22 protein-coding genes and 1 pseudogene are annotated in these 23,196 nt (G+C 66.2%); 17 read left to right on the top strand and 6 right to left on the bottom strand.

Annotation, left to right across the window (positions count from 1 at the left end; translation table 11 throughout):
- Positions 1-86 precede the first annotated feature (86 nt).
- Positions 87-1,316 (top strand): annotated as a pseudogene (gene trpB / locus Q1V43_RS09260) (tryptophan synthase subunit beta).
- 50 nt (positions 1,317-1,366) lie between these two features.
- A complete protein-coding gene (locus tag Q1V43_RS09265) occupies positions 1,367-2,557 on the top strand; it encodes an MFS transporter (RefSeq protein ID WP_300516859.1) in 1,191 nt (396 codons plus the stop codon).
- Between the two features lie 7 nt (positions 2,558-2,564).
- Here Q1V43_RS09265 and Q1V43_RS09270 read toward each other — a convergent pair whose 3' ends face one another.
- On the bottom strand, positions 2,565-3,761 hold the full coding sequence (locus Q1V43_RS09270; protein ID WP_300516861.1) for a lytic murein transglycosylase: 1,197 nt from the start codon (positions 3,759-3,761) through the stop codon (positions 2,565-2,567).
- Between the two features lie 472 nt (positions 3,762-4,233).
- Between Q1V43_RS09270 and Q1V43_RS09275 the strand changes: the two genes are divergently transcribed.
- Positions 4,234-4,461 (top strand): hypothetical protein, encoded by a 228-nt coding sequence (locus tag Q1V43_RS09275; RefSeq protein WP_300516862.1) that lies wholly within the window; start codon positions 4,234-4,236, stop codon positions 4,459-4,461.
- 200 nt (positions 4,462-4,661) lie between these two features.
- On the opposite strand, the gene Q1V43_RS09280 is transcribed toward Q1V43_RS09275, so the two are convergent.
- The gene (locus Q1V43_RS09280) at positions 4,662-5,231 is read right to left on the bottom strand and encodes a TlpA disulfide reductase family protein (RefSeq protein WP_300516864.1); all 570 of its coding nucleotides are present in this window, start codon (positions 5,229-5,231) and stop codon (positions 4,662-4,664) included.
- A gap of 21 nt (positions 5,232-5,252) precedes the next feature.
- Between Q1V43_RS09280 and argH the strand changes: the two genes are divergently transcribed.
- The 4 genes from argH to Q1V43_RS09300 all read left to right on the top strand — a co-directional run bounded on the left by argH (position 5,253) and on the right by Q1V43_RS09300 (position 11,124).
- The gene (gene argH, locus Q1V43_RS09285) at positions 5,253-6,662 is read left to right on the top strand and encodes an argininosuccinate lyase (protein WP_300516866.1); all 1,410 of its coding nucleotides are present in this window, start codon (positions 5,253-5,255) and stop codon (positions 6,660-6,662) included.
- Between the two features lie 93 nt (positions 6,663-6,755).
- Positions 6,756-7,070 (top strand): DUF2834 domain-containing protein, encoded by a 315-nt coding sequence (locus Q1V43_RS09290; RefSeq protein WP_300516868.1) that lies wholly within the window; start codon positions 6,756-6,758, stop codon positions 7,068-7,070.
- 251 nt (positions 7,071-7,321) lie between these two features.
- Positions 7,322-8,587 (top strand): diaminopimelate decarboxylase, encoded by a 1,266-nt coding sequence (gene lysA / locus Q1V43_RS09295; RefSeq protein WP_300516870.1) that lies wholly within the window; start codon positions 7,322-7,324, stop codon positions 8,585-8,587.
- Positions 8,588-8,604: 17 nt separating this feature from the next.
- Positions 8,605-11,124, top strand: a complete 2,520-nt coding sequence (locus Q1V43_RS09300; RefSeq protein ID WP_300516873.1) for a DUF4175 domain-containing protein — start codon at positions 8,605-8,607, stop codon at positions 11,122-11,124.
- 106 nt (positions 11,125-11,230) lie between these two features.
- Here the strand turns inward: Q1V43_RS09300 and Q1V43_RS09305 are convergent, their stop codons facing one another.
- The gene (locus Q1V43_RS09305; RefSeq protein ID WP_300516876.1) at positions 11,231-12,082 is read right to left on the bottom strand and encodes a zinc-ribbon domain-containing protein; all 852 of its coding nucleotides are present in this window, start codon (positions 12,080-12,082) and stop codon (positions 11,231-11,233) included.
- 170 nt (positions 12,083-12,252) lie between these two features.
- Here Q1V43_RS09305 and Q1V43_RS09310 point away from each other — a divergent pair, with 170 nt between their 5' ends.
- Genes Q1V43_RS09310 through Q1V43_RS09325 form a run of 4 tightly spaced genes read left to right on the top strand, consistent with a single transcriptional unit; the run spans position 12,253 to position 15,146 of the window.
- Positions 12,253-12,924 carry an ATP-binding cassette domain-containing protein gene (locus Q1V43_RS09310; RefSeq protein ID WP_300516878.1) on the top strand — a complete coding sequence of 224 codons (672 nt, stop codon included), beginning with the start codon at positions 12,253-12,255 and terminating at the stop codon, positions 12,922-12,924.
- A gap of 5 nt (positions 12,925-12,929) precedes the next feature.
- Positions 12,930-13,826: an FtsX-like permease family protein gene (locus Q1V43_RS09315; RefSeq protein ID WP_300516911.1), complete on the top strand. Its 897-nt coding sequence runs from the start codon at positions 12,930-12,932 to the stop codon at positions 13,824-13,826.
- Positions 13,826-14,566 (top strand): lysophospholipid acyltransferase family protein, encoded by a 741-nt coding sequence (locus Q1V43_RS09320; protein WP_300516881.1) that lies wholly within the window; start codon positions 13,826-13,828, stop codon positions 14,564-14,566. Before Q1V43_RS09315 ends, Q1V43_RS09320 begins: the two co-directional genes overlap by 1 nt.
- Entirely contained in the window at positions 14,544-15,146 is a 603-nt protein-coding gene (locus Q1V43_RS09325; RefSeq protein ID WP_300516884.1) for a pyridoxamine 5'-phosphate oxidase family protein, read from the top strand. The genes Q1V43_RS09320 and Q1V43_RS09325 overlap by 23 nt, the downstream gene beginning before the upstream one ends.
- A gap of 135 nt (positions 15,147-15,281) precedes the next feature.
- On the opposite strand, the gene Q1V43_RS09330 is transcribed toward Q1V43_RS09325, so the two are convergent.
- Positions 15,282-16,247 carry an acetyl-CoA carboxylase carboxyltransferase subunit alpha gene (locus Q1V43_RS09330; protein WP_300516887.1) on the bottom strand — a complete coding sequence of 322 codons (966 nt, stop codon included), beginning with the start codon at positions 16,245-16,247 and terminating at the stop codon, positions 15,282-15,284.
- A 102-nt stretch (positions 16,248-16,349) separates the two neighbouring features.
- On the opposite strand from Q1V43_RS09330, the gene Q1V43_RS09335 reads away from it, so the two are divergent.
- Entirely contained in the window at positions 16,350-16,544 is a 195-nt protein-coding gene (locus tag Q1V43_RS09335; RefSeq protein ID WP_300516890.1) for a hypothetical protein, read from the top strand.
- Between the two features lie 116 nt (positions 16,545-16,660).
- The gene (locus tag Q1V43_RS09340) at positions 16,661-17,518 is read left to right on the top strand and encodes a DMT family transporter (RefSeq protein ID WP_300516892.1); all 858 of its coding nucleotides are present in this window, start codon (positions 16,661-16,663) and stop codon (positions 17,516-17,518) included.
- Positions 17,519-17,594: 76 nt separating this feature from the next.
- On the opposite strand, the gene Q1V43_RS09345 is transcribed toward Q1V43_RS09340, so the two are convergent.
- Positions 17,595-18,554: an L-malyl-CoA/beta-methylmalyl-CoA lyase gene (locus tag Q1V43_RS09345; RefSeq protein WP_300516895.1), complete on the bottom strand. Its 960-nt coding sequence runs from the start codon at positions 18,552-18,554 to the stop codon at positions 17,595-17,597.
- A 190-nt stretch (positions 18,555-18,744) separates the two neighbouring features.
- Between Q1V43_RS09345 and Q1V43_RS09350 the strand changes: the two genes are divergently transcribed.
- From Q1V43_RS09350 to dgcA, 3 genes are all read left to right on the top strand, one after another.
- Entirely contained in the window at positions 18,745-19,986 is a 1,242-nt protein-coding gene (locus Q1V43_RS09350; protein WP_300516898.1) for an MFS transporter, read from the top strand.
- Positions 19,987-20,142: 156 nt separating this feature from the next.
- Positions 20,143-21,144, top strand: a complete 1,002-nt coding sequence (gene dgcN, locus Q1V43_RS09355) for an N-acetyltransferase DgcN (protein WP_300516901.1) — start codon at positions 20,143-20,145, stop codon at positions 21,142-21,144.
- 73 nt (positions 21,145-21,217) lie between these two features.
- Positions 21,218-22,183 carry an N-acetyl-D-Glu racemase DgcA gene (dgcA, locus tag Q1V43_RS09360; RefSeq protein WP_300516904.1) on the top strand — a complete coding sequence of 322 codons (966 nt, stop codon included), beginning with the start codon at positions 21,218-21,220 and terminating at the stop codon, positions 22,181-22,183.
- Between the two features lie 10 nt (positions 22,184-22,193).
- Here the strand turns inward: dgcA and Q1V43_RS09365 are convergent, their stop codons facing one another.
- Positions 22,194-22,640 carry a DMT family transporter gene (locus Q1V43_RS09365; protein WP_300516907.1) on the bottom strand — a complete coding sequence of 149 codons (447 nt, stop codon included), beginning with the start codon at positions 22,638-22,640 and terminating at the stop codon, positions 22,194-22,196.
- Positions 22,641-22,806: 166 nt separating this feature from the next.
- Here Q1V43_RS09365 and Q1V43_RS09370 point away from each other — a divergent pair.
- Positions 22,807-23,196: aminotransferase class IV (locus tag Q1V43_RS09370; protein WP_300516909.1), on the top strand; the 390-nt coding region annotated here is incomplete at its 3' end.

Genomic DNA, 23,196 nt, shown 5'->3' on the forward strand with positions numbered 1-23,196 from the left:
GCGCGGGGCCTTTACAGGCTGGCGGAAACGGGGCAGAACCGTCCGGCCCACAGGCCCCAATGGCCCCTTGGCTGCGAGGACAAGCGATGAACGACCTTTTCAACTCCTTCATGAACGGCCCCGACGAAAAAGGCCGGTTCGGCGATTTCGGCGGGCGGTTTGTATCCGAAACCCTGATGCCGCTGATCCTGGATCTCGAGGCGGAATACGAAAAGGCCAAGACCGACGACAGTTTCTGGGCCGAGATGGATGACCTCTGGACCCATTACGTGGGCCGTCCCTCGCCGCTCTATTTCGCCGAGGGGCTGACCAGGCAACTGGGTGGGGCGAAGATATACCTCAAGCGCGACGAGCTGAACCACACCGGCGCGCACAAGATCAACAATGTGCTGGGCCAGATCCTTCTGGCGCGTCGCATGGGCAAGACCCGCATCATCGCCGAGACCGGCGCGGGCCAGCATGGCGTGGCCACCGCAACGGTCTGTGCCAAGTTCGGTTTGAAATGCATCGTCTACATGGGCGCCCATGACGGGGAACGTCAGGCGCCGAACGTGTTCCGCAAGAAGCTGCTGGGGGCCGAGGTCATTCCCGTAACCAGCGGTCGCGGCACGCTGAAGGACGCGATGAACGACGCGCTGCGCGACTGGGTAACGAACGTGCGCGACACGTTCTACTGCATCGGTACGGTTGCGGGCCCGCACCCGTACCCGGCCATTGTGCGCGATTGCCAGGAGATAATGGGCCAGGAACCGTAGGCGCAGATGCTGTCCGCCGAGGACCGGCTGCCCGACACGGTGATCGCCGCGATCGGCGGCGGGTCGAACGCCATGGGTCTGTTCTTTCCGTTCCTGGACGATGAAAGCGTGCGCATCATCGGGGTAGAGGCCGGCGGCAAGGGCGTCAACATGAAGATGGAGCACTGCGCCTCGCTGACCGGCGGTCGCCCCGGCGTGCTGCACGGCAACCGCACCTACCTGTTGCAGGACGAAGACGGGCAGATCCTCGAAGGCCACTCGATTTCAGCCGGTCTGGACTATCCCGGCATCGGGCCGGAGCATTCCTGGCTGCATGAGATCGGCCGCGCCGAATATGTCGCGATCACCGATACGGAGGCGCTTGAGGCGTTCCAGCTCTGCTGCACCACCGAGGGCATCATCCCGGCGCTCGAACCCTCCCACGCGCTGGCCCATGTCATGAAGATCGCGCCGGAACTGCCCGCCGATCACATCATCTGCATGAACATGTGCGGGCGCGGCGACAAGGACATCTTTACTGTCGCCAAACACCTCGGCGTCGACATGATCGAAAGCGACTGATCGAATGGGGCCGGGGAACCGGCCCTTTTCATTTCGGCCCGACCCGACACATGAACATCACCGCGCTCAAACACCGCGATTTCCGGCTCTATTTCCTGGGCAATGCCTTTGCCCTCAATGGGCTGTGGATGCAGCGGCTGACGGTGGGCTGGCTGGCCTGGGAGATGACCGGCGCGCCCAGTTTCGTGGGGCTGGTGGCCTTCCTCAGCTTTGCGCCTTCGATGATCACCGGACCCTTCTTCGGCGTGCTGGTGGACCGGGTGCGCGTCAAGCTGGCCGCGCTTGCCACGCAGGGTTCGATGCTTCTGCTGTCCAGCCTGCTGCTTTTGTCCTGGGTTTTCGGAGTGATCTCGCCGCCTCTGCTGGCCGTGATCTCCTTTGCCCATGGCGTCGTTGCCTCCGCCCACAACCCGGTGCGCATGTCGCTTGCGCCGCGCCTGGTCCCGCCGCCTGCGGTGCCGTCGGTGGTGGCGCTGGTGGCGATCAATTTCAACATGGCGCGGCTGACCGGCCCGGCGCTGGCGGGGTGGATTATCGCGACCTGGGGGATCGGCACGGTGATGATCCTGCAGGTGCTGTGCTACCTGCCGTTTCTAGGGGCGCTGAGCGCATTGCGACCGCGTGAAAAGACCCGCCGGGGACAGAAACCACCCTTCCTCCGGTCGCTTGCGGACGGCATCCGCCACGCCGCCCGGGAGCCACATATTCGCGACGCGATCCTGGCCACCGGCATTTTCGCCTTCGTCATTCGTGGCGCGCTGGAAATCCTGCCGGTGGTGGCCGATGGCATCTTCTCGAAAGGCCCCGCCGGGCTGGGCGTTCTGACCGCCTGTGCCGGGGCAGGAGCGCTGGCAGCGGGCTTCATCAAGGCGCTGACCCCGGCCCAGACCGAGGGGCAACTGCCGCGTTGGGCCCTGACGCTCACGCTCATTGGCATGGGCGCGGTCATGCTGATGGGGCAGTCCGGCAGCTGGGCGCTGACCCTGGCCATCGTCACCGGGCTTGGGTTCGCCAGTTCGGTGTCGGGCATTTCGATGCAGACCACGGTGCAGATGGGGCTGGACGACGACCTGCGCGGCCGGGTGATGAGCCTCTGGGCCATGGTCGGCATCGGCGCGGCCGCGGCCGGGGCAGGGGCCCTTGGTGTGCTGGTCGAACTGATCGGTTTCCCGGCCACCCTGGGTCTGGCCGGTGGCGCAGGTGTCATGGCCTTGGGCAGCCTGATGCTGCGCCTGCGTTGACGCCCGGCTATTTCAAGGCGTCGAGCAGCGCCAGGGTCGGCACCCCGGTTTCGCGCAGGCCCCGGCTCGCCTCATAGGCGCGGATCGCCGCGCGGCCCTTCTCGCCGATCACCCCGTCCGGATTGCCCGCGTTGAAACCGGCCGCGTTCAGGTGGCGTTGCAGCTCCATGCGCTGGTCGGTGGTCATGCCCCAGGGCCTGTCGGGAAAGCCGGACCGGATCGGCCCGCCCCCGGCAATGCGGTCCGACAGGTGCCCGGCCCCGATCACGTAGCTGTCGGCATAGTTGTATCCCTTCAGAACCTGGAAATTCTCCCAGATCAGGAAGGCCGGTCCGCGTGGTCCGGCGGGCAGGATGACCCCGCCCTTGCCGTGATCCGGCAGCGCCCCGCCACCGGCCAGGCGCAGGCCCAACCCGGTCCAGTCCTTCCGGCTGCGTTTCAGAACCCGGCCCGTGAGCCCCGGGTCGAACCCGTCCGGCAGGGACACTTCGACACCCCAGGGCTGGCCCTTCTGCCACCCCAGCGCCTTCAGGTAGGCCGCCGTCGAGGCCAGGGCGTCGCGCGGATCCTCGCCCCAGATGTCGCGCGACCCGTCGCCCGTGCCATCCACCGCATGGGCCAGGTAGGTCGAGGGCATGAACTGGGTATGCCCCATCGCGCCCGCATGGCTGCCGATCATCTGGCTGGCCGTGGCCTGACCCTGCTGGATGATTTTCAGGGCCGCGATCAGCTCGTCCTCGAACCGTCCCGCGCGGCGCCCGTCGAAGGCCAGCGTGGCCAGGACCGAAATGACGGGCTGCGCGCCGCGAAACCCGCCGAAACTGCTCTCCATGCCCCAGATCGCCACCACGAGCGCACCGGGCACGCCGGTGCGGTTTTCAATCCGTCTCAGCGTCTGCGCGTGGTTGCGCAGTGCGCGCTGCCCGCCCCTGATCCGCGCCGCCGACGCCGCCGAGGCCAGGTAGTCCTGCATCGGTTTGGCCACCTCTGCCTGACGCCGGTCCAGGTCGATCACCTTGGGAAGGTAGCGCGCGTCGGCCAGGGCTCTGTCCAGCGTGGCCCGGCGCAGCCCAGCCTTGCGCGCGCGGCTGCGAAAGCCGACAAGCCAGGCGTCGAACCCCGCCTGTGCCCAGAGCGGATCGGCCAGGGCCAACCCGGCCCCCGCCAGGCTGCCCACGATCAACTGCCGCCTGTCTACCCACATGGCTCGGCCTCCTTCATTGCGCGCAGCTTAGGCAAGATCGCGTTTCGGGGACAGGGGGCGAAGCCGGCCCGCCCGCCGTGAGCAGGGAATTGCGTGATCCAAACGCCCGTTTTTTCCCGCATCCACGCACACGGGACGAAGCGCGCTGCAAAAAATTTCGCCTTCCTTGCCCGAAAAATTCTTTGTGAACGATTTTTTTGACCGGTGTTCGCCCCCCCTTTCGCGCCCCGTCCGGCAGTCCGAAAACCTGCGGAAATCCAGCCCTGCCTGAGGCGCACACAGACTGTGCACAGAGGCACAACCCCCTGTCCGAAAAGCCGTTTTTCAAGTGCACAATCCTGTGCAAAATCGCGAACTGCCTGTGAGTTTGAAACCGAAATCGGCGTGCCTAGTTTGTCTGGTGTCGGGCAGACAGCCCAACGCAAACCACACTCCCACGGGTCATGTGACCCACACAAAAAGGAACTCTGAAATGAAACGCATCATCGCCACCTCCGCCCTTGCCGTCGTCACCCTGGCGGGCGCCGCCCAGGCTGCTTCGGTCTCCTCGGCCGACCTGAACGCGATCAGCAACTACGTGCCCAACGGCGTTGCCGTCGAGACCTTGTCGGAAATCCAGGTACGCACAATTCTGAACGCCATCCACTCAGGCGACAGCGAAGGTGAGAAACGCCAGGCCGTGGGCGCCTTGCTGAAGTGACCGCCAGTTACCTCCCACCACGCGCCTTTCTCCCGGGCGCGTGGTGAACCCGGCGGGGCCGCCCGGTCAAGAGGGGCGGTCTGTCGCCTTGCTGGGGGCTGGCCCCTTGCAGTTTTGACCGGAGAAATTGCCACGCCCAACGCGGGACACGCATCGTTGGTGCAATGGCCCCGGGGCGGGAGCCCACGATCGGCGAAAACTCAGCCCCCGGCGGGCGCCATCGCCATCAGCGACCGCAGGATCGCCTTGGCGCTGTCCGAGTTCCAATCCGCATCGCCGACCATTCGCGCGACTTCCTCCCCTTCGCGGTTCAGCAGCACCGTGGCGGGCAGGCCCAGAACCCCCATGTCACGCGCCAGCTTCTGACGCGGATCCAGCAGGATCGGCAGGGCCGAGACCCCGGCCTCGTCAAAGAAGGCGCGGATCGCGGGCAGCTTGTTGCGCCCGGTGGCGATGGTCACGACCTGGAAATCCTCGCCGCCCAGTTCCCGTTGCAGCGCGTCCAGCGCGGGCATTTCCTTGCGGCAGGGGGCACACCAGGTGGCCCAGAAGTTCACCACCACGACCTGGCCCCGATACTCGGCCAGCCTGTGTTCGCCGCCCTCGGGATCGGTAAACACGGCTGTGCTTGCCGGTTTCGGCGTCGAATGAAAGCGCAGTTTCTGCATCGAACCCTCGCGCAGGGCTTGCAGGGTGTCGCTCTCGGCCACCGCAGCATTTGCACCCAGCACCAGCGCCGTATAAAGCAGAACGGAACGAATGAACGACATGTGACCTCCGAAAGAAACGCCATGACTGACACCAAACAAGCCGCAAACGCCCCGTCCAACGCGATGTGGGGCGGCCGTTTCGCCGCCGGACCCGATGCGATCATGGAAGCGATCAACGCCTCGATCGGGTTCGACAAGCGCATGGCCAGACAGGACATCGAAGGCTCGCGCGCCCATGCGGCCATGCTGGCCGCCCAGGGCATTATCACTGATACCGATGCGGAAGCGATCCGTGAAGGGCTTCTCACGGTCTTGTCAGAGATCGATAGCGGCAACTTCGCCTTTTCCACCGCTCTGGAAGACATCCACATGAATGTGGAGGCGCGCCTGAAGGAGGTGATCGGAGAGCCCGCAGGCCGTTTGCACACAGGACGTTCGCGCAATGATCAGGTGGCCACCGACTTCAAATTGTGGGTCCGCGATCAGCTCGATGCGGCCATTTCCGGGCTCGAGGCGCTGATCCGCGCCCTGTTGTCGCAGGCCGAGGCCGGGGCCGACTGGGTCATGCCCGGCTTTACCCATCTGCAGACCGCCCAGCCCGTGACCTGGGGCCATCACATGATGGCCTATGTCGAGATGTTCGGCCGTGACATGTCGCGTTTCCAGGACGCCCGCAAGCGCATGAACGAAAGCCCCCTGGGCGCCGCCGCGCTGGCCGGGACGGGGTTCCCTATCGACCGCCACATGACCGCAAGCGCACTGGGCTTCGACCGCCCCGCCGCCAACAGTCTCGACGCCGTATCGGATCGCGATTTCGCGCTGGAATTCCTGGGCGCCGCCTCGATCTGCGCCATGCACCTGTCGCGTTTCGCCGAAGAGCTGGTGGTCTGGTCCTCGGCCCAGTTCCGGTTCGTCGCCCTGTCGGACCGTTTCTCGACCGGGTCGTCGATCATGCCGCAGAAAAAGAACCCCGACGCCGCCGAGCTGATCCGCGCCAAGGTCGGCCGGATCATGGGCGCCAACGTGGGCCTGATGACCGTGATGAAGGGCCTGCCGCTGGCCTATTCCAAGGACATGCAGGAGGACAAGGAACAGGTCTTCGACGCCGCCGATTCGCTGATGCTGGCGCTCGCCGCCATGACCGGCATGGTGTCCGACATGCAGGCCAATACCGAAAGCCTGGAGGCCGCGGCCTCGTCCGGGTTCTCGACCGCCACGGACCTTGCCGACTGGCTGGTGCGCGCGCTGAACATGCCGTTCCGCGACGCCCATCACGTGACCGGATCCCTGGTCGCCATGGCGGAAGCGAAGGGCTGCGACCTGCCCGACCTGAGCCTCGCCGACATGCAGTCGGTGCACGCCGCCATCACCGATGAGGTCTTCGGCGTGCTCGGCGTTCACAACTCGGTCGCCTCGCGCACCAGCTACGGCGGCACCGCGCCGTCCGAAGTGCGCAAGCAGGTGGCCCGCTGGCAGGAGGCGCTGAAATGATCCGTGCCGTCCTGATCCTGTCCTTCCTGGCGCTGGCGGCCTGCGGCGCGGATGGTGAACCGATCCCGCCCACCGCTGAAGCAGGCCAGTAACATGTCGCCGCTGAGGGTTGCCTATCTGGTCCTGGCCCTCGCGGGCGCGGTGCTGCCCGGCCTGTACCTGGTCGAGCATTTCACCACCCAGGGCTGGAGCGTTCCGGGTCTGATCGAGGCCTGGCGGGTCAACCCGGCGGGCAAGGCAGCGGCCTGGGATCTGCTGATTGCCGGGGTGACGCTCACGCTCTGGATCGGGGCGGAAACCTGGGTGCGCAGGAACTGGTCCGCGCTCTGGGCCATCCCCGCGACCCTGTTCATCGGGGTGAGCTTCGGGCTGCCGCTGTATCTGTTTCTCAGGACGCGACCTGTTTAATTCCCATCAAGCGTCAGCGAAGATGACTGTTGGGCACGGCCGCAGGCCGGGCCACGCCCGACCCTCCCCACGGGAGGGCGTCTTGCATCGTTTCAACGAACACTGGCGTTGGAGCCTCTTGCGTCGACCTGCATCACGAAACCGTCCCGAAACGCCCACCCAGGGCCGGGCGTGGCCCTTATCGTTTATTGAAATCCTTCGGCGCTCTGCTATAGCGCGTTGAACCACAAGACGACAAAGGCCCGCCCCCCATGGACCATTTCCTCTACCGCGACGGCATCCTGCATGCCGAGGATGTTTCGCTGACCGATATCGCTGCCCAGGTCGGCACGCCCTTCTATGTCTATTCGACCGCCACGCTGGAACGCCATTTCGGCCTGTTCACCGAGGCGCTGTCGGGCATGGAGCATCTGGTCTGTTTCGCGGTGAAGTCGAATTCCAACCTCGCCGTGCTGAAACTGCTGGGCGAGATGGGCGCGGGCATGGATGTGGTATCCGGGGGCGAATACCGCCGCGCCATTGCCGCCGGTGTGCCCGGCGACCGCATCGTCTTTTCCGGGGTCGGCAAGACCCGTGAGGAAATGCGCCTGGTGCTGAGCCAGGGCATTCGCCAGTTCAATCTGGAAAGCGAGCCCGAGATGCGCGCCCTGTCCGAAGTCGCGACAGAGATGGGCGTCACCGCCCCCGTCACCGTGCGCGTGAACCCGGATGTGGACGCCAGGACCCATGCCAAGATCGCCACCGGCAAGAGCGAGAACAAATTCGGCATCCCGATCTCCCGCGCCCGCGAGGTCTATGCCGAGATCGCCGCTCTGCCGGGGCTGGATGCGGTGGGTATCGACGTGCATATCGGCAGTCAGCTGACCGATCTGGAGCCCTTCCGTCAGGCCTATACCAAGGTGGCCGAGCTGACCCGCGAGCTGCGGGCCGACGGACATGACATCCGCCGCCTCGACCTTGGTGGCGGGCTTGGCATTCCCTATGAACGCTCCAATGATGCGCCGCCGCTGCCGATCGAATACGGTCAGGTGATCCGCGAGACCGTGGGCGACCTGGGCTGCGAGATCGAGATCGAACCGGGCCGGCTCATTTCCGGCAATGCCGGCATCATGGTCACTGGTGTGATCTATGTGAAGGAAGGCGAGGGGCGCGATTTCCTCATTGTCGACAGTGCGATGAACGATCTGGTCCGCCCGGCCATGTATGAGGCGCATCATGACATCGTGCCGGTGGTGGAACCCGAACCGGGCGTCGATCAGGCGCGTTATGACATTGTTGGCCCGATCTGCGAGACCGGCGATACTTTCGCCAAGGCGCGCGACATGGCCCCTCTGAAGGCGGGCGATCTGGTCGCCTTCCGTTCGGCGGGCGCCTACGGCGCGGTAATGGCGTCCGAGTACAACTCGCGCCCGCTGATCCCCGAAGTGCTGGTGATGGGGGATCAATTCGCTGTCATTCGCGAACGTCCCACCTATGAAGAAATGCTGGAACGCGATACCATCCCCGCATGGTTGTAATACCGTGATGGAGGCACATGTCGCGTCCCACCCTGCCAGCTGACGCCGCCCGGCGGCTCGCATGGCCCCTGCGTCTGACGGCGACAGGGATGGCGGTGGAGCGCCTGTGGCGCGCCTTCTGGCCGTTGGCCACGGTGCTTCTGGGTGCGCTGGCGCTGCTGGGTTCCGGGGCACTGAATGCGCTGATCCCCCCGTTCTGGGTCGCCATGGCCGCAGGAGCGGTCGCCCTTGCTGCCTTTGCCCGCGGAGTGCGCCGCTTTGCCTGGCCCACGCGGCCCGAGGTTCTGGCGCGGATCGACGCGGCCCTGCCGGGACAGCCCATCGCCGCCCTTCTGGATCAGCAGGCCATCGGCCGCGCGGATGCGGGCTCGCAGGCGATCTGGGCCGCCCATCAGGCCCGGATGGAAGCCCGCCTGTCCGGTGCGCGCGCGGTCGAACCGGACCTGCGTGTCGCGCGGGCCGATCCCTATGCCCTGCGCTTCGTCGTGCTCATTGCCGCGATCATGGTGGCCGGGTTCGGCTCGCTCTCGCGCGTCGTGGACGTCACCCTGCCCACCGGCCCCGCCGCCCAGGCCGCTCTCACGGCCAGTTGGGAGGGCTGGATCGAGCCGCCCGCCTATACCGGCAAGCCGAGCCTCTACCTGAACGATCAACCCGCCGGCCCGCTCGCGGTGCCAACAGGCAGCCGCGTCACCCTGCGGCTCTATGGCCAGCAAGGTGTTCTGGGCCTGACGCAGGACGTGGCCGAGGCCCCGATCGAGGCGGGGCTCCCCTTCGAAATCACCCGGAACGGCCAGATCGAAGTCACTGGCCCCGGCGGCCGCCGCTGGCGCATAACCGCGATTGGCGATGTTCCCCCGGCGGTGCGCCCCGGCGGCCCGATGGAACGCGCGCTGGACGGCACCATGAGCCAGGCCTTTGTCGCCACTGACGATTACGGCGTGGTGGCGGGGCGGGCCGAGTTTACCCTGGACGCGGGCGCGCTTGACCGCCGCCACGGCCTTGCCGCCGACCCTGAACCCCGCGATCCCATCGTGGTCGATCTGCCGATGCCATTCCGCGGCGACCGCGCCCTGATCGAAGAGGTGCTGCACGAGAATTTCATGCAACACCCCTGGGCCGAGATGCCGGTCACAATGCAGCTCATTGTCGAGGATGCCGCCGGGCAGGTGGCGCAGTCGCAGGTGCATGAGATCCTTCTGCCCGGCCGCCGCTTCCTGACCCCGCTGGCGCAGGTGCTGATCGAACAGCGCCGCGACCTGCTCTGGACCCGTGCCAACGGGCCCCGCGTGGCCCAGGTGCTGCGTGCCGTCGCCCATAACGCGGATGAGGACCTGTTTCCCGGCGCAGGCCCCTACCTGAAGCTGGGCCTGGCGATCCGTGAGCTTGAATCGGCGCTGGCGCCTGAACTGACCGGCGAGGCCCGCGACCGCATGGCCCGGGTGCTCTGGGACATGGCCGTGGCGATCGAGGAGGGCAGCCTGGGCGACGCGCTGGCCCGCCTTCAGCGCGCGCAGGAGCGACTGGCCGAGGCCATGCGACAGGGCGCGTCGCCCGAGGAGCTGGCCGAGCTGATGGACGAGCTGCGCGAAGCGATGCGCGACTATATGAACCAATTGGCCCAGCAGGCGCCCCAGGGCGAACAGCCGCCGATGGGCGACAACATGATGACGATGACGCCGCAGGATCTGGCCGACATGATGGCCGAGATCGAGGAACTGATGCGCCAGGGCCGCATGGACGAGGCAATGGCCGCGCTGGAGATGCTGCGCCAGCTGATGGAGAACATGCAGGCCACACAGGGCCAGCCCGGCCAGGGGCAAAGCCCCGGCGAACAGGCGATGCAGGGGTTGCAGGAAACGCTACGCGACCAGCAGGGCCTGTCGGACGAGGCCTTCCGCGACCTGCAGGAACAGGGTGGCGCGTCCTCTTCGGCCGGGGAAAGCAGCGACAACGAGGGCCGCGATGGGGGCCAGGGCCGCGGCCAGGCTCACAGCGGTGAAGGCGGCGAGGGCGAAGGCTCGGATGGCGAGGATGGCCAGCAGGGCGATCTGGCGGGACGGCAGGGTCAGCTGCGCGATCAACTGGAGGCGCAAAGACGCGGCCTGCCCGGCGCGGGCACCGAGGAAGGCCAGGCGGCGCGCGACGCTCTGGGCCGTGCCGGGGACGCCATGGACGGCGCCGAAGAGGCGCTGCGCGAGGGGGAATTCAACGAGGCGCTGGACCGCCAGGCCGAGGCAATGGAGGCGATGCGTGAAGGCATGCGCAACCTTGAAGATGCCATGCGCCGGGAGCAGGCGGCCCGCCAGGGTCAGCAGGGCACGGCGGCCGGCGAACCGGGCGCACGGCGCAATGACCCTCTGGGCCGCGAGGCCGGCGCGGGCGGCATGACCGCCGACCAGGGTCCGCTTGCTGACGGCGAAGACGTTTACCGCCGTGCCCAGGAGCTGATGGAAGACATCCGCCGCCGCAGTGGCGAAGGGGACCGCCCGGAGCTCGAACTGGACTACCTGAAACGCCTGCTGGATCAGTTCTGACCGTGGTCGGACAGGGCGGATTCTCCCACCAAAGGCGATGCAGAATTCTTGAAAAAACCCGCGCGGCGGCAGCCGGGCGGGTCAATTCGCCTGGTCGTACCGGGGCTTAGCTCTCACCCGGGCCCTGCATCTTGTCGATCGCGCCCTGCAGCAACGTGTCCAGCGCCGCGCGCGCCTGGTCGATCAGGGCGACATAGGCTTCAAGGTAGGGGCCGGATCCCGGCACCGTCTCGGCCAGTTTCGGCGCGTAGACATAGAGCAGCGCAATGATGGCGGCCAGCAGCAGCATCATCAAAAAGCCGCGTCGGAACCCACCCCGTCTGGCCGGGGCAACGGTGGCGTCCGGCGGCAGGTTGCCCGGATCGACATCGTCGCCATCCAGGCTCGAGCTGATTTCTTCGATATCCGGCAGAAGATCGCGCCGCGCGCCGCTGTCCTCATCCGCCTCGTCAGGCATCTCGTCAAGCCCGCGCAGGCGGGCCATGCGTTCCTGCACGGTGCGGCGGCGGGCCTCTTCCGGGTCGATCTCGTCCAGCCCCAGCTCCGGCTGGCTTTCCAGCTGCCCATGATCGTGGGCGCGCTGTTCCATCTCGAATTCGGCTTCCTGTCGCAGGATGTCGCGCACCCCGTCGTCCAGCCCTTGCGGGGACGGGGCGGGGCGCAGCTCCGGCTCCGTTTCAGGTTCCGGTTCTGACACCGGTTCGAAGTCCGGTTCCGGCACGGGGTCAGGAGCGCTGTCCGGGTCCGGTTCCGGGGTCTGCTCGGCGACCGTTTGAGCCTCGGGCTCGGCCTCAGGCAGCGGCGTCCCCAGCTCCTCAGCCAGTTCCGCGTCCTGATCGGGATGCCTCTGGAACCAGCCAAAGCCGCAGTTCGAACATTGCACATCGCGCCCGGTTTCGGGAATAACCCGGTCGTCAACTTCGTACTGTGCCCCGCAATTCGGGCAAACAAGTCGCATCTCTGCCCCCGTTTCGTTGCCTGTGTGGCTTGCCTCACCAATATTTTGTCCCGAGTATGAGGTCAAACAGGTGGAAAATCAAACCTTTGCAATGGGTGCATTGAAACAGGAGGTAAGGTGAGGCAAAACGGTCCCAAGACCGTCCGAAAACTCCGCGACCGAGGCCCAATTTGATCGAGCTTGACGATGTTTCCTACGGCTATGGCAGCGGCACGCTTCTGACCGGGCTGTCGCTGACCCTGGCGCCGGGGTCGTTCCATTTCCTGACCGGACCGAGCGGTGCGGGCAAGACCACGCTGATGAAACTCTGCTATGGCGAACTGATTGCCACCCACGGTGCGGTGCGCCTGTTCGGCCAGGATGCGGGCGCCATGACACGCGACGATGTGGCGATGATCCGCCGGCGGGTGGGGGTGGTGCATCAGGATTGTCAGTTTCTCGACCACATGAGCCTGGCCGAAAACGTGGCGCTGCCGCTCACCGTATCCGGACGGGCCGTGGACACGGGAGAGCTGTCGGAACTTCTGAAATGGGTCGGGCTCGACGCGCAGGCAGGCGCCCATCCGCCCGAGCTGTCCGGCGGCGAACGTCAGCGCGCGGCCCTTGCCCGCGCCGTCATCATGTCGCCCGAGGTGATCCTGGCCGACGAACCCACCGGCAATGTGGACTGGGAGATGTCGCTGCGCCTTCTGACCCTGCTGGTCGAGCTGAACCGGATGGGCAAGACGGTGCTGATCGCCACCCATGACATGCATCTGATCCGCTCGGCCAAGGCGCAGGTGCAGGCACGTGTGCTGCGCATTTCCAATCAACGGCTGCATTCGGCGGGGGCGGATCTGTGAAGACAATGCTGTCGAAAACCCTGCATTTCCTCGGCGGTGACGCCCAGGCTGACCGTGTGGTGCCACCCACGGGTTTCACCGCCCGCCTGACCGTCTTTGCGGCCGCGGCCATGGCCTTCCTGACCGTCTTTGCGCTTGCCCTGTCGCTCGCCACCGGGCGTCTGGCCGATCGCTGGGGGGCGGAGCTGGGCAAGAGCTCGACCATTCGCGTGTCGGCCCCCGAAGAGCAGCTCGACGCACAGGTCCTCGCGGTGATGGAGGTGCTGGTCACGACTCCCGGCGTGAAGGACGCCCGCCCGCTGTCGGACGAGGAACAGGCCGCCTTGCTCGAACCCTGGTTCGGCCCGGACCTGCCGTTCGACACCCTGCCGATCCCGCGCCTGATCGAGGTGATCGAAGACGCCGAGGGCTACGATGCCGACGGCCTGCGCGCACGTCTTGCAGGCGAGGCGCCGGGCGCGGTGCTGGATGACCACGCACGCTGGCGCGAACCGCTGGTGAACGCGGCCAGACGCCTGCGCGCCCTGGGCCTGCTGTCGATCCTGCTGATTGCCGCGACCACCGGCGTGATGATCACCCTTGCCGCCTCCGCCGCGCTCAACGCCAATGCCCAGGTCATCCGCGTGCTGCGCCTTGTCGGCGCCCGCGACGCCTATATCGCCCGCGCCTTCGTGCGTCGCTATACGCTGCGGGCCCTGGCCGGTGCCGGCGTCGGCACGCTTCTGGGCATGGGCGCGGTGGCCGCTCTCCCCGCGGCGGATGCGGCGGGCGGCTTCCTGACCGGGCTTGGCTTCCGGGGGCTGCACTGGCTCTGGCCGCTGACCATCCCGCCACTCGCCGCCGTGGTCGCCTTTGCCGCCACCCGCAATGCCGCCATCACCACCTTGAAGGAGCGCAGCTGATGCGAACCACCGTGCAATGGGTCCGGTCCCTGGCCTTCAATTTCCAGATGTATCTGGCCATGGCACTGATGGCCCTGGCCTTCGCCCCCCTCACTTTCATAAGCCGCCGCTGGGTTTTCAGGGCCGTGCACAGCTACTGTAACTGGGTGCGCTGGACCGCGGGCTGGATGGTCGGGCTCAAGTCGGAAATTCGTGGCGAGGTGCCCGATTTCGAAGCCATCGTCGCCTCGAAACACCAGAGCTTCTTTGACATCATCATTATCGTCAGCGCCGTGCCCGAGCCGAAATTCATCATGAAGAAGGAAATCCTCTGGACCCCCTTCGTCGGCTTCTATGGCAAACGGCTGGGCTGCATCCCGGTGGATCGCGGCAAGCGTGGCCAGGCGATCAAGAAGATGGTCGCGGATGTGAAATCCGGGGCCTCCGCCTTTGGCCAGCTGATCATCTTTCCCCAGGGCACCCGGGTCGCGGCCGGGGCGCAGAAGAAGTACAAGATCGGCGCCGGTGTGCTCTACACCGAAACCGACCGCCCCTGCGTGCCCGCCGCCACCAATGTGGGCGTGTTCTGGAAGCGCCACGGCGTCATGCGCCACCCCGGCCTTGCGGTTGTTGAGTTCCTGCCCGCCATCGAACCCGGACTTGGGCTCGACGCCTTCATGGCCGAAATGGAAGAGGCGGTAGAAACGAATTCCAACCGTCTGATGCAGGAGGCCGGCCTTGAACTACCTGAAAACACCTGACGCGCTCGAAGCGCTCTACGGCTCCCCGGGCGAGGCGAGCCTGGCCAAGGTGGTCGGGCGCCTGACACCCTGCACCCGTCGCTGGATCATGGCCAGCCGCTTCTGCATCCTCTCGACGGTGGGGCCCGAGGGCACCGACGCCAGCCCGCGCGGCGACGATGGCCCGGTGGTGCTGGAGCTCGACGACAAACACCTTGCGCTGCCCGACTGGCGCGGCAACAATCGCATCGACAGCCTGCGCAATATTCTCCGCGACCCGCGTGTCTCGCTCATGTTCATGGTGCCGGGATCGAACAACGTGATGCGCCTGAACGGGCAAGCCCGGCTGACCGACGACGCAGACCTGCGCGCCCGCTTCGCGCGCAACGGAAACCAGCCCCGTACCGTGATCGTGATCCGGATCGACGAAATTTACAGCCAATGCGCCCGCGCGGTCATGCGTGCCGACCTCTGGTCCCGCGACGATGCGGACGGCCTGCCCAGCGTCGGAGACATGCTGCACGAGGCCACTTCGGGGGAATTCGACGGCAAGGCCTACGATGCGGACTGGCCCGCCCGCGCGGCCAAATCCATGTGGTAGACCGCACAAGCGTCAGGTCCACCCTCTTTATCTTGCTGAAAATATCCTGGGGAGTCCCGGGGAACCCGGGACGGGGCAACGCCCCACTCCGAGGCGCAGCCGAGGCAACAGGCGCGGCGCAGCCGCACCTTCTGGTTACGCGGCCAGACCTTTGGAGCCCATCTTCAGAAACTTCTCGCGCCGCGCCTTCAGCAGGGCGTCGCCCTTGGCCTGTTTCATCAGCGCCTTCAGCTCGACCTCCAGCGCGCGGCCCACGGCGGCGATGGTCTCGTCCCGGCCCCGTTGCGCGCCGCCTACGGGTTCGGTGATGATCCGGTCGATCACGCCCAGCTCCTTCAGGTCCTGCGCGGTCAGGCGCAGCGCCTCGGCGGCTTCACGCATCTTTTCCGCGTCCTTCCACAGAATCGAGGCGCACCCCTCCGGGCTGATTACCGAATAAATCGAATGCTCCAGCATCATCACCGTGTTTGCGGTCGCCAGCGCCACGGCGCCGCCCGAGCCACCCTCGCCGATGATCACCGAGACCACCGGGCTCTTCACGTTCAGGCTGCGTTCGGTCGCCCGCGCAATCGCCTCGGACTGGCCACGTTCCTCGGCGCCCTTGCCGGGATAGGCGCCGGGCGTGTCGACCAGCGCCACGATCGGCAGGCCGAAACGGTCGGCCAGGTCCATCAGGCGAATGGCTTTACGATAGCCTTCCGGGCGTGCCATGCCGAAATTGCGTTCGATGCGCGACTTGGTGTCATGGCCCTTCTCCTGGCCCATCACCACCACAGGTATGTCACCGATCCGGGCCAGGCCGCCCATCACCGCATGGTCATCGGCAAAGTTCCTGTCACCCGCCAGCGGGGTGTATTCGTCGAACAGTGCCTCGATATAATCGCGGCAATGCGGCCGGTCCGGGTGGCGCGCGACCTGGCATTTGCGCCAGGCGGTCATGTCCGTGTAGAGCTCGGACAGCAGCGTCTCGGCCTTCTTGTCCAGCGCCGAGGCCTCCGCCTCCACGTCCATTTCCTCGTTCGCCCGGGCAAGGGCGCGCAGCTCCTCCGCCTTGCCTTCGATCTCGGCCAGGGGTTTTTCGAACTCGAGGTAGTTGGTCATGGGGCACTCCGGCATTTGTCCTGCGCCGATATATGGACCTGACTGCGGGTCAATGCAACTCGTTGCCTGCGATGGCCGGATGTGACGGCAGGATGCGACGGAATGTCGAGGCGCAGGCGTATCACCCCTGTCGCCACCGCACAGGAGCCCGCCATGTCCACCCGTCCCGATCCCCGCCCGCCACGTGCACTGAGCATCGCCGCGCTGCTGGTGCTCTTCGCGCTTTGCCTCGGCATCGTCGCCACGTCACAGTCGATGTGGTCCGGTCCGGCCCTGGCGGCGAAGTCGGGGCTCTGACCCCGGCCTGCCCCTGACCCCAATCCCCCGCGCAAATCTTCTGAACCGACCCGGCAGAAGTTCCGTTTTGACAGCCGGTCCCCCAGCCCCCAAGAAAGGGGCCGGAGGTGCCGCGAATGGACAAGATGCAGGACAACCTGAAGGGCGCGGCCTGGATGGTAGCGGCCATGGCGGGTTTCGCGGTCGAGGACATGCTGATCAAACTGGCGGCGCAGAACATGCCGGTGGGGCAGGTCGTGCTGATCTTCGGTCTCGGGGGCATGGTGGTTTTTGCCGCTCTTGCCGTGCGGGCGGGGCAGGGGCTCTGGCACCCGGCGATGCGCTCGCCTGCCATGGTGGCGCGCTCGGTCTCCGAGGTGGTGGGACGGCTGTTCTTTGCGCTGGCAATCACCCTCACCCCGCTCAGTTCGGCCTCGGCGATCCTGCAGGCCACGCCATTGGTGGTGGCGCTGGGCGCGGTGCTGTTCTTCGGCGAACGGGTTGGCTGGCGGCGCTGGTCGGCCATCGTGGTGGGTTTCGTCGGGGTGCTGATGATCCTGCGTCCGGGGCTGGACGGGTTCGAGGCCCTGTCGGTTCTGGCGGTGATCGCCACGCTGGGCTTTGCCGGGCGCGACCTGGGCTCGCGCGCCGCGCCACCGGGGATGTCGAACCTGCAACTGGGGGTGCTGGGCTTTGCCATGCTGGCCATTTCGGGCGCGGTGATCCTTGCGGTCTCGGGCGGGGTGGTGATGCCGACCGGACGCGACGGGGCGGTTCTGGCCGCAATCATGGCCGTCGGTGTCTTTGCCTATAACGCGTTGACCAAGGCCATGCGGACCGGAGAGATCAGCGTCGTTGCGCCCTTCCGTTATTCGCGCCTGATCATCGCGATGGGGCTGGCGGTGGCGGTGTTTGGCGAACGCCCCGACCTCTGGACGCTGGCGGGCAGCCTGGTGATCGTCGCGTCGGGGCTGGTCCTGATCAAGCGCAGCTGAGCGGTGTCGCATTCGCGGCGCTTGATGCGCACCGCCCGTTGGGGCGGTGCCGTAATGTGAGCGGAGGTGCCCGCGCTCAGCTGTTCGCGATCAGCTCGGCCTGGGCGACGATCACTTCGGCCTGTTTGATCGAGGCAATATCCACCAGACGGCCCTTGTAGACGGTGGCCCCTTCGCCGTTCGCCTTGGCCTGTTCCATCGCGGCGAGGATTTCGCGGGCTTCGGTGACGGCTTCGTCCGACGGGGTAAAGACCTCGTTGGCCAGCGCGATCTGTTTCGGGTGGATCGCCCATTTGCCGACCATGCCCAGGGTGGCGGAGCGTTTCGCCTGCGCGATATAGCCCTCGTCATCCGAGAAATCGCCGAACGGACCGTCCACCGGCAGCACGCCATGGGTGCGGCAGGCGGCGACGATGGCGGCCTGGGCCCAGTGCCAGGGGTCGGACCAGTGTTTCTCGCCGTCACGCAGCATGTAGTAGTTTTCCTGCGTACCGCCGATACCGGTGGTCTGCATGCCCATCGAGGCGGCAAAGTCGGCGGCGCCCAGCGACATGGCGGCCATGCGCGGGCTGGCGGCGGCGATCTCTTCCACATGGGCGATCCCGGCGGCCGATTCGATGATAACCTCGAAGCTGATCGGCTTGCTGCGGCCCTTGGCGCGTTCAATCGCAGTAACCAGGGCGTCGACCGCATAGATGTCCTCGGCGCAGCCCACTTTCGGGATCATGATCTGGTCCAGCCGGTCGCCGGCCTGCTCCATCAGGTCCACCACGTCACGGTACCAGTAAGGCGTGTCCAGCCCGTTGATCCGCACCGACAGGGTCTTCTTGCCCCAGTCCACGGTATTGATCGCCTCGATCGCATTGGCCCGCGCCATGTCCTTGTCGGACGGCGCCACCGAGTCCTCGAGGTCGATGTTGATCACATCCGCGGCCGAGGCGGCCATCTTGGCAAAGAGTTTCGTGTTCGAGGCCGGGCCGAACAGTTGGCAGCGGTTCGGGTGGGCCGGGGCGGTGGGTTGGATGCGGAAGGACATGGGCTCTCCTGGCAAGAAAATTCCGTTTGCGTTGCGCCCTGCGATATTAAATTGCGCGCTCGGTCGCAAGGAGATTCTGCGCCCGCGAAAGGAAAACGCCGCGTCGCAGAAGGCTTTCGCATGGTCCGGAAGCGACCTCCTGGTCGGAAACGGAAGCGCGCTGGGCCGTTTCCCGCCGTAGCCGGGAAACATGAAAGGCGCATTTCTGGACAATTGGGCCCTGTTTCTGGGCATGACCTTGCTGATGGTGGCCAATGGGCTGCTGGTCACGCTTCTGACCGTGCGGGGCGCGGGGTTGGGTTTTTCGGACCTCACCATTTCGCTCATGCAGGCCTGTTACCCGGCGGGCGCGCTTCTGGGCACGGCGATGGCACCACGGCTGGTTGAAAGGGTTGGGCATATCCGGGCTTTCTCGGCGCTGGCCTCCCTGGTCTCGATTGCGGCGATCCTGCACCTGCTGACCTCGGACGCCTGGATCTGGGGAGGGATGCGGCTCCTGTCCGGTTTCTGTTATCCGGGCATGTATGTGATCACCGAAAGCTGGTTGAATGCCAAATCCTCGAACCGCATCCGCGCGCAGGTGCTGTCGATCTATTTCATCATCTGGCAGGCGGGGCCGGCGCTGGGCACGGCATTGGTGGCGCTGCCTGATCCCACCGGAAACATGCTGTTCGGCCTGGTGTCGATCCTGATCTCCCTGTCGATCGTGCCGCTGCTGTTGTCGAACAACAAGGCACCCGACTATGAGGTGCCCGACCGAATGCCGGTGCGCCGGCTCTATCGTACCTCGCCCATGGCGGTGATCGGTATCCTGATCAGCTCCGTCGGGGTGGTGGCCTGGTTCATCACCCTGCCGCTTTACGGCCTGTCTCTCGGCCTGAGCGAGGCGCAGGCCTCGGGGATGCTGGTGGCGGCGATGCTGGCGGGTGCGGCGGTGCAATATCCGGTTGGCTGGCTGTCTGACCGGACCGACCGGCGAAACGTGATTCTGGGGCTGAGCGTGCTGTCGGCGCTTGCGAGTCTGTGGATGCTGGTCGACACCTCGCCCGCCCGGGTCACTCTGGGCTTTGCGGTGATCGCGGCGACCGGGCTGCCGATCTATTCGCTCTGCGCGGCCCATGCCAATGACCAGCTGAAACCGGGGCAGGTGGTGGCGGCGGCAGGTGCGATGCTGTTTCTTCTGAACCTGGGTCAGGTGGCCGGCACGCTCATCGGCCCCAACGTGGTGGCCCTGGGCGGGGGGCGCGGCCTGCCGGCGCTTCTGCTGGTCTGCTCGGTCGGCGTCGCCCTGGTCGCCTTCGCCCGCCGGGTGCGCGAAGAGGCGCCCGAAGACACCGGCACGCTGCAGGCCTGGGGCGGGGGCGTCGCGCCACAACCCGGCGTCATACAGGCCGAAGCGTGGGTATCTGACGAAGAATCTCGCGAGGAGTGAAGAATCTTGCGTCCTGTTGGCAATATGACGAAGAAATTCCCATTCGCCTGACGGATTGACGCAGCATTTCGTCGGATCGTGGAGCGGCCGGGCCCTATCAATGGGTCAACTCTTCTTACAGACCAAATCACCCACTCGACCCGCCTGGAGGCCGCCATGATCAAGACCCCCTACCTGCTGTTTCTGGGCGACGCGCCCGACCAACTCGCCGCGAAAGTGGCCCAGGGCATCAAGGACTGGCGCCCGGAAAATGCCGTTGGCCAGTTCCGCATGGAGGGCTGCAAGGCCGACCTGGGCCTGACCGACATGAGCCTGCAGGAGGCCAAGGCCGCAGGTGCCAAGACGCTGGTCATCGGCGTGGCCAACCGCGGGGGGATGATCTCGCAAGCGTGGAAGAAGGTACTGGTCATGGCGCTGGAGGAAGGGTTCGATCTGGCCTCCGGGCTGCACAACCTTCTGCGGGATGAACCCGATCTGGTCGCGGTGGCCGAGGCCACCGGCCAGGAGCTGCATGACGTGCGCATTCCCGAGGTCGATTATCCGATCGCGAACGGCAAGAAACGCAGCGGCAAACGCTGCCTGGCCGTGGGGACCGACTGTTCGGTCGGCAAGATGTACACGGCGCTGGCGATGGACAAGGAAATGCGCGCGCGGGGCATGAAGTCGACCTTCCGCGCCACCGGCCAGACCGGCATCCTGATCACCGGCGACGGTGTGCCGCTGGACGCGGTGATCGCCGATTTCATGGCCGGGTCGGTGGAGTATATCTCCCCGGACAATGACGACGATCACTGGGATCTGATCGAGGGGCAGGGCAGCCTGTTCCACGTCTCCTATTCCGGCGTGACCATGGCGCTGATCCACGGCGGTCAGCCCGACGCGCTGATCCTGTCGCACGAACCTACCCGCGAGCACATGCGCGGCCTGCCCGAATACCAGCAGCCCACGCTGGAAGAGCTGCGCGACATGGCGCTGATGCTTGCCAGGGTCGCGAACCCGGCCTGCCAGGTGGTCGGTGTCTCGGTCAACACCCAGCACATGTCCGAAGAGGATGCCGCAGCCTATCTGGCCAAGGTCGAGGCTGACATGGGCATTCCCGCCACCGACCCGTTCCGCTTTGGCGCGGGCAAGCTGGTGGACGCGCTGGCGGCGGTGTGATCTGAAAGGGCGGATTGGGGGCTCTGCCCCCAAACCCCCGGGATATTTCCGGCAAGATAAAGAGGAGAGCGCCGTGCGTATTACGGTAACACCCGACACGTTCAAACTGGCGCAGGTCTTTACAATTTCGCGCGGGTCGCGGACCGAGGCGAAGGTGCTGACCGTGCGCATTTCGGATGGCGCCCACGAGGGCTGGGGCGAATGCGTGCCCTATGCCCGATATAACGAAACGCTGGATTCTGTGACAGAGGAGATCCTGTCGCTGCCCGGCGACGTGACCCGTCAGGCGCTGTTTGACCTTCTGCCCGCGGGCGCCGCGCGCAACGCGGTGGACTGTGCGCTGTGGGATCTGGAGGCCAAACGCACGGGCAAGCGGGTCTGGGAGCTGGCCGGGCTGAAGGCGCCGGGGCCGGAGATCACCGCCTATACGCTGTCGCTGGCCGAGCCCGCCGAGATGCAGGCACAGGCAGCGAAACACGCCCATCGCCCCCTGTTGAAGATCAAGCTGGGCACGCCCGATGACATGCCGCGTCTGGAGGCCGTGCGGGCAGGCGCGCCGAAGTCGCGCATCATCATCGACGCGAACGAGGGCTGGTCGGCCGGGGTCTATGCCGACCTGGCCCCGCATCTGGTGCGGCTGGGGGTGGGGCTGGTGGAACAGCCCTTGCCGGCCGGTGAGGATGAGGCGCTGATCGGCATGGAGCGCCCGGTGCCCGTTTGCGCCGACGAAAGCGCGCATGATCGCGCCAGCCTGCCCGGGCTGCGCGGCAAGTATGACGTGGTCAATATCAAGCTCGACAAGACCGGCGGTCTGACCGAGGCGCTGGCGCTGAAGGCCGCCGCCCTGGCCGAGGGCTATGAGGTCATGGTCGGCTGCATGGTCGGCTCGTCGCTTGCCATGGCGCCGGCCACGCTGGTCGCGCAGGGCGCGGTGGTGACGGATCTGGACGGGCCGCTTCTGCTGGCCGAGGATCGTGACCGGCCGCTTCTGTTCGACGAGGCCGGGGTGCATCCGCCGACGGCGGCGCTCTGGGGATGAGGTCGGCGGGTCAAGCCCGTCCGGCGACCTGGGTCAGGAACACGCCGGCCGCCATCACCCCGATGCCACCCGCGCGTGCCAATGTCAGCGGATGCTGGGACGCACCGAACAGCCCGTAATGGTCGATGATCGCGGCCGAGATCAACTGGCCGATCAGCACGAAGAACACCGCGTTGCCGACGCCGAACGTGGGCGCCACCCAGGTGATCGTCAGCACGTAGAAGGCCACCAGCGTGCCCGCCAGGAACAGGTGCGGGGGCGCCGACAGGGCGCCCTTCAGGGACGCGCCGGAGAAAAGGAACACAACGCCGGTCGTGGCCAGCGCGACCAAAAACAGGACCACCCCCGCCCCCACCGGCGAGCCCAACCGCTGCCCCAGCGCCGCGTTCAGGGCGGCCAGGACCGGAATGCCGATGCCCGCGGCCAGCATGATCAGGGCGGAATTGGTGGATGTCATTGGGCGCTCCTTTGTCACTGCGGCCAGCAAGCCGCAAAGCCCCGCGCGGGTCAACGCAGAAGGTTGGTGCCTTCGCTTAACTTTTACTGCCGGTGGCCTCGTGGTTGATTGGCGCCCGAAACCCGACTATGCCCGAGCCCGGGCGTCACACAGGAAAGGAACCGACATGAGCCGCATCGTTTACGTAAACGGAGAATACCTGCCGGAAGAGGACGCGAAGGTCTCGATCTTCGACCGCGGCTTCCTGTTTGCCGATGGTGTCTACGAAGTGACCTCGGTGCTGGACGGCAAGCTGATCGACTTCGACGGCCATGCGGTGCGGCTGGAACGCTCGTTGAACGAGCTGGACATGCCGAACCCGATTTCCAAGGACGATCTGCTGGAGGTGCACCACAAGCTGGTCGCCGACAATGACATCACCGAGGGGCTGGTCTATCTGCAGATCACCCATGGCGCGCCCGCCGACCGTGATTTCGTCTTCCCGAACCCGGAACAGACCAGGCCGACCGTGGTGCTGTTTACCCAGAACAAGCCGGGCCTGGCCGCGAGTGTGAAC

It is taken from the genome of Aliiroseovarius sp., assembly GCF_030148435.1.
In the GTDB taxonomy this organism is placed as follows: domain Bacteria; phylum Pseudomonadota; class Alphaproteobacteria; order Rhodobacterales; family Rhodobacteraceae; genus JASBTN01.

What these genes read in the sequence shown, in the direction of transcription:
- Q1V43_RS09315 (WP_300516911.1), top strand. Translation starts at nt 12,930, where the DNA reads ATGCTGTCGAAAACCCTGCATTTCCTCGGCGGTGACGCCCAGGCTGAC.
- Q1V43_RS09330 (WP_300516887.1), bottom strand. Translation starts at nt 16,247, where the DNA reads ATGACCAACTACCTCGAGTTCGAAAAACCCCTGGCCGAGATCGAAGGC.
- Q1V43_RS09280 (WP_300516864.1), bottom strand. Translation starts at nt 5,231, where the DNA reads ATGTCGTTCATTCGTTCCGTTCTGCTTTATACGGCGCTGGTGCTGGGT.
- Q1V43_RS09305 (WP_300516876.1), bottom strand. Translation starts at nt 12,082, where the DNA reads ATGCGACTTGTTTGCCCGAATTGCGGGGCACAGTACGAAGTTGACGAC.
- Q1V43_RS09345 (WP_300516895.1), bottom strand. Translation starts at nt 18,554, where the DNA reads ATGTCCTTCCGCATCCAACCCACCGCCCCGGCCCACCCGAACCGCTGC.
- Q1V43_RS09265 (WP_300516859.1), top strand. Translation starts at nt 1,367, where the DNA reads ATGAACATCACCGCGCTCAAACACCGCGATTTCCGGCTCTATTTCCTG.
- Q1V43_RS09300 (WP_300516873.1), top strand. Translation starts at nt 8,605, where the DNA reads ATGTCGCGTCCCACCCTGCCAGCTGACGCCGCCCGGCGGCTCGCATGG.
- Q1V43_RS09290 (WP_300516868.1), top strand. Translation starts at nt 6,756, where the DNA reads ATGTCGCCGCTGAGGGTTGCCTATCTGGTCCTGGCCCTCGCGGGCGCG.
- Q1V43_RS09275 (WP_300516862.1), top strand. Translation starts at nt 4,234, where the DNA reads ATGAAACGCATCATCGCCACCTCCGCCCTTGCCGTCGTCACCCTGGCG.
- Q1V43_RS09335 (WP_300516890.1), top strand. Translation starts at nt 16,350, where the DNA reads ATGTCGAGGCGCAGGCGTATCACCCCTGTCGCCACCGCACAGGAGCCC.
- dgcN (WP_300516901.1), top strand. Translation starts at nt 20,143, where the DNA reads ATGATCAAGACCCCCTACCTGCTGTTTCTGGGCGACGCGCCCGACCAA.
- lysA (WP_300516870.1), top strand. Translation starts at nt 7,322, where the DNA reads ATGGACCATTTCCTCTACCGCGACGGCATCCTGCATGCCGAGGATGTT.
- argH (WP_300516866.1), top strand. Translation starts at nt 5,253, where the DNA reads ATGACTGACACCAAACAAGCCGCAAACGCCCCGTCCAACGCGATGTGG.
- Q1V43_RS09365 (WP_300516907.1), bottom strand. Translation starts at nt 22,640, where the DNA reads ATGACATCCACCAATTCCGCCCTGATCATGCTGGCCGCGGGCATCGGC.
- Q1V43_RS09350 (WP_300516898.1), top strand. Translation starts at nt 18,745, where the DNA reads ATGAAAGGCGCATTTCTGGACAATTGGGCCCTGTTTCTGGGCATGACC.
- Q1V43_RS09320 (WP_300516881.1), top strand. Translation starts at nt 13,826, where the DNA reads ATGCGAACCACCGTGCAATGGGTCCGGTCCCTGGCCTTCAATTTCCAG.
- Q1V43_RS09270 (WP_300516861.1), bottom strand. Translation starts at nt 3,761, where the DNA reads ATGTGGGTAGACAGGCGGCAGTTGATCGTGGGCAGCCTGGCGGGGGCC.
- Q1V43_RS09340 (WP_300516892.1), top strand. Translation starts at nt 16,661, where the DNA reads ATGGACAAGATGCAGGACAACCTGAAGGGCGCGGCCTGGATGGTAGCG.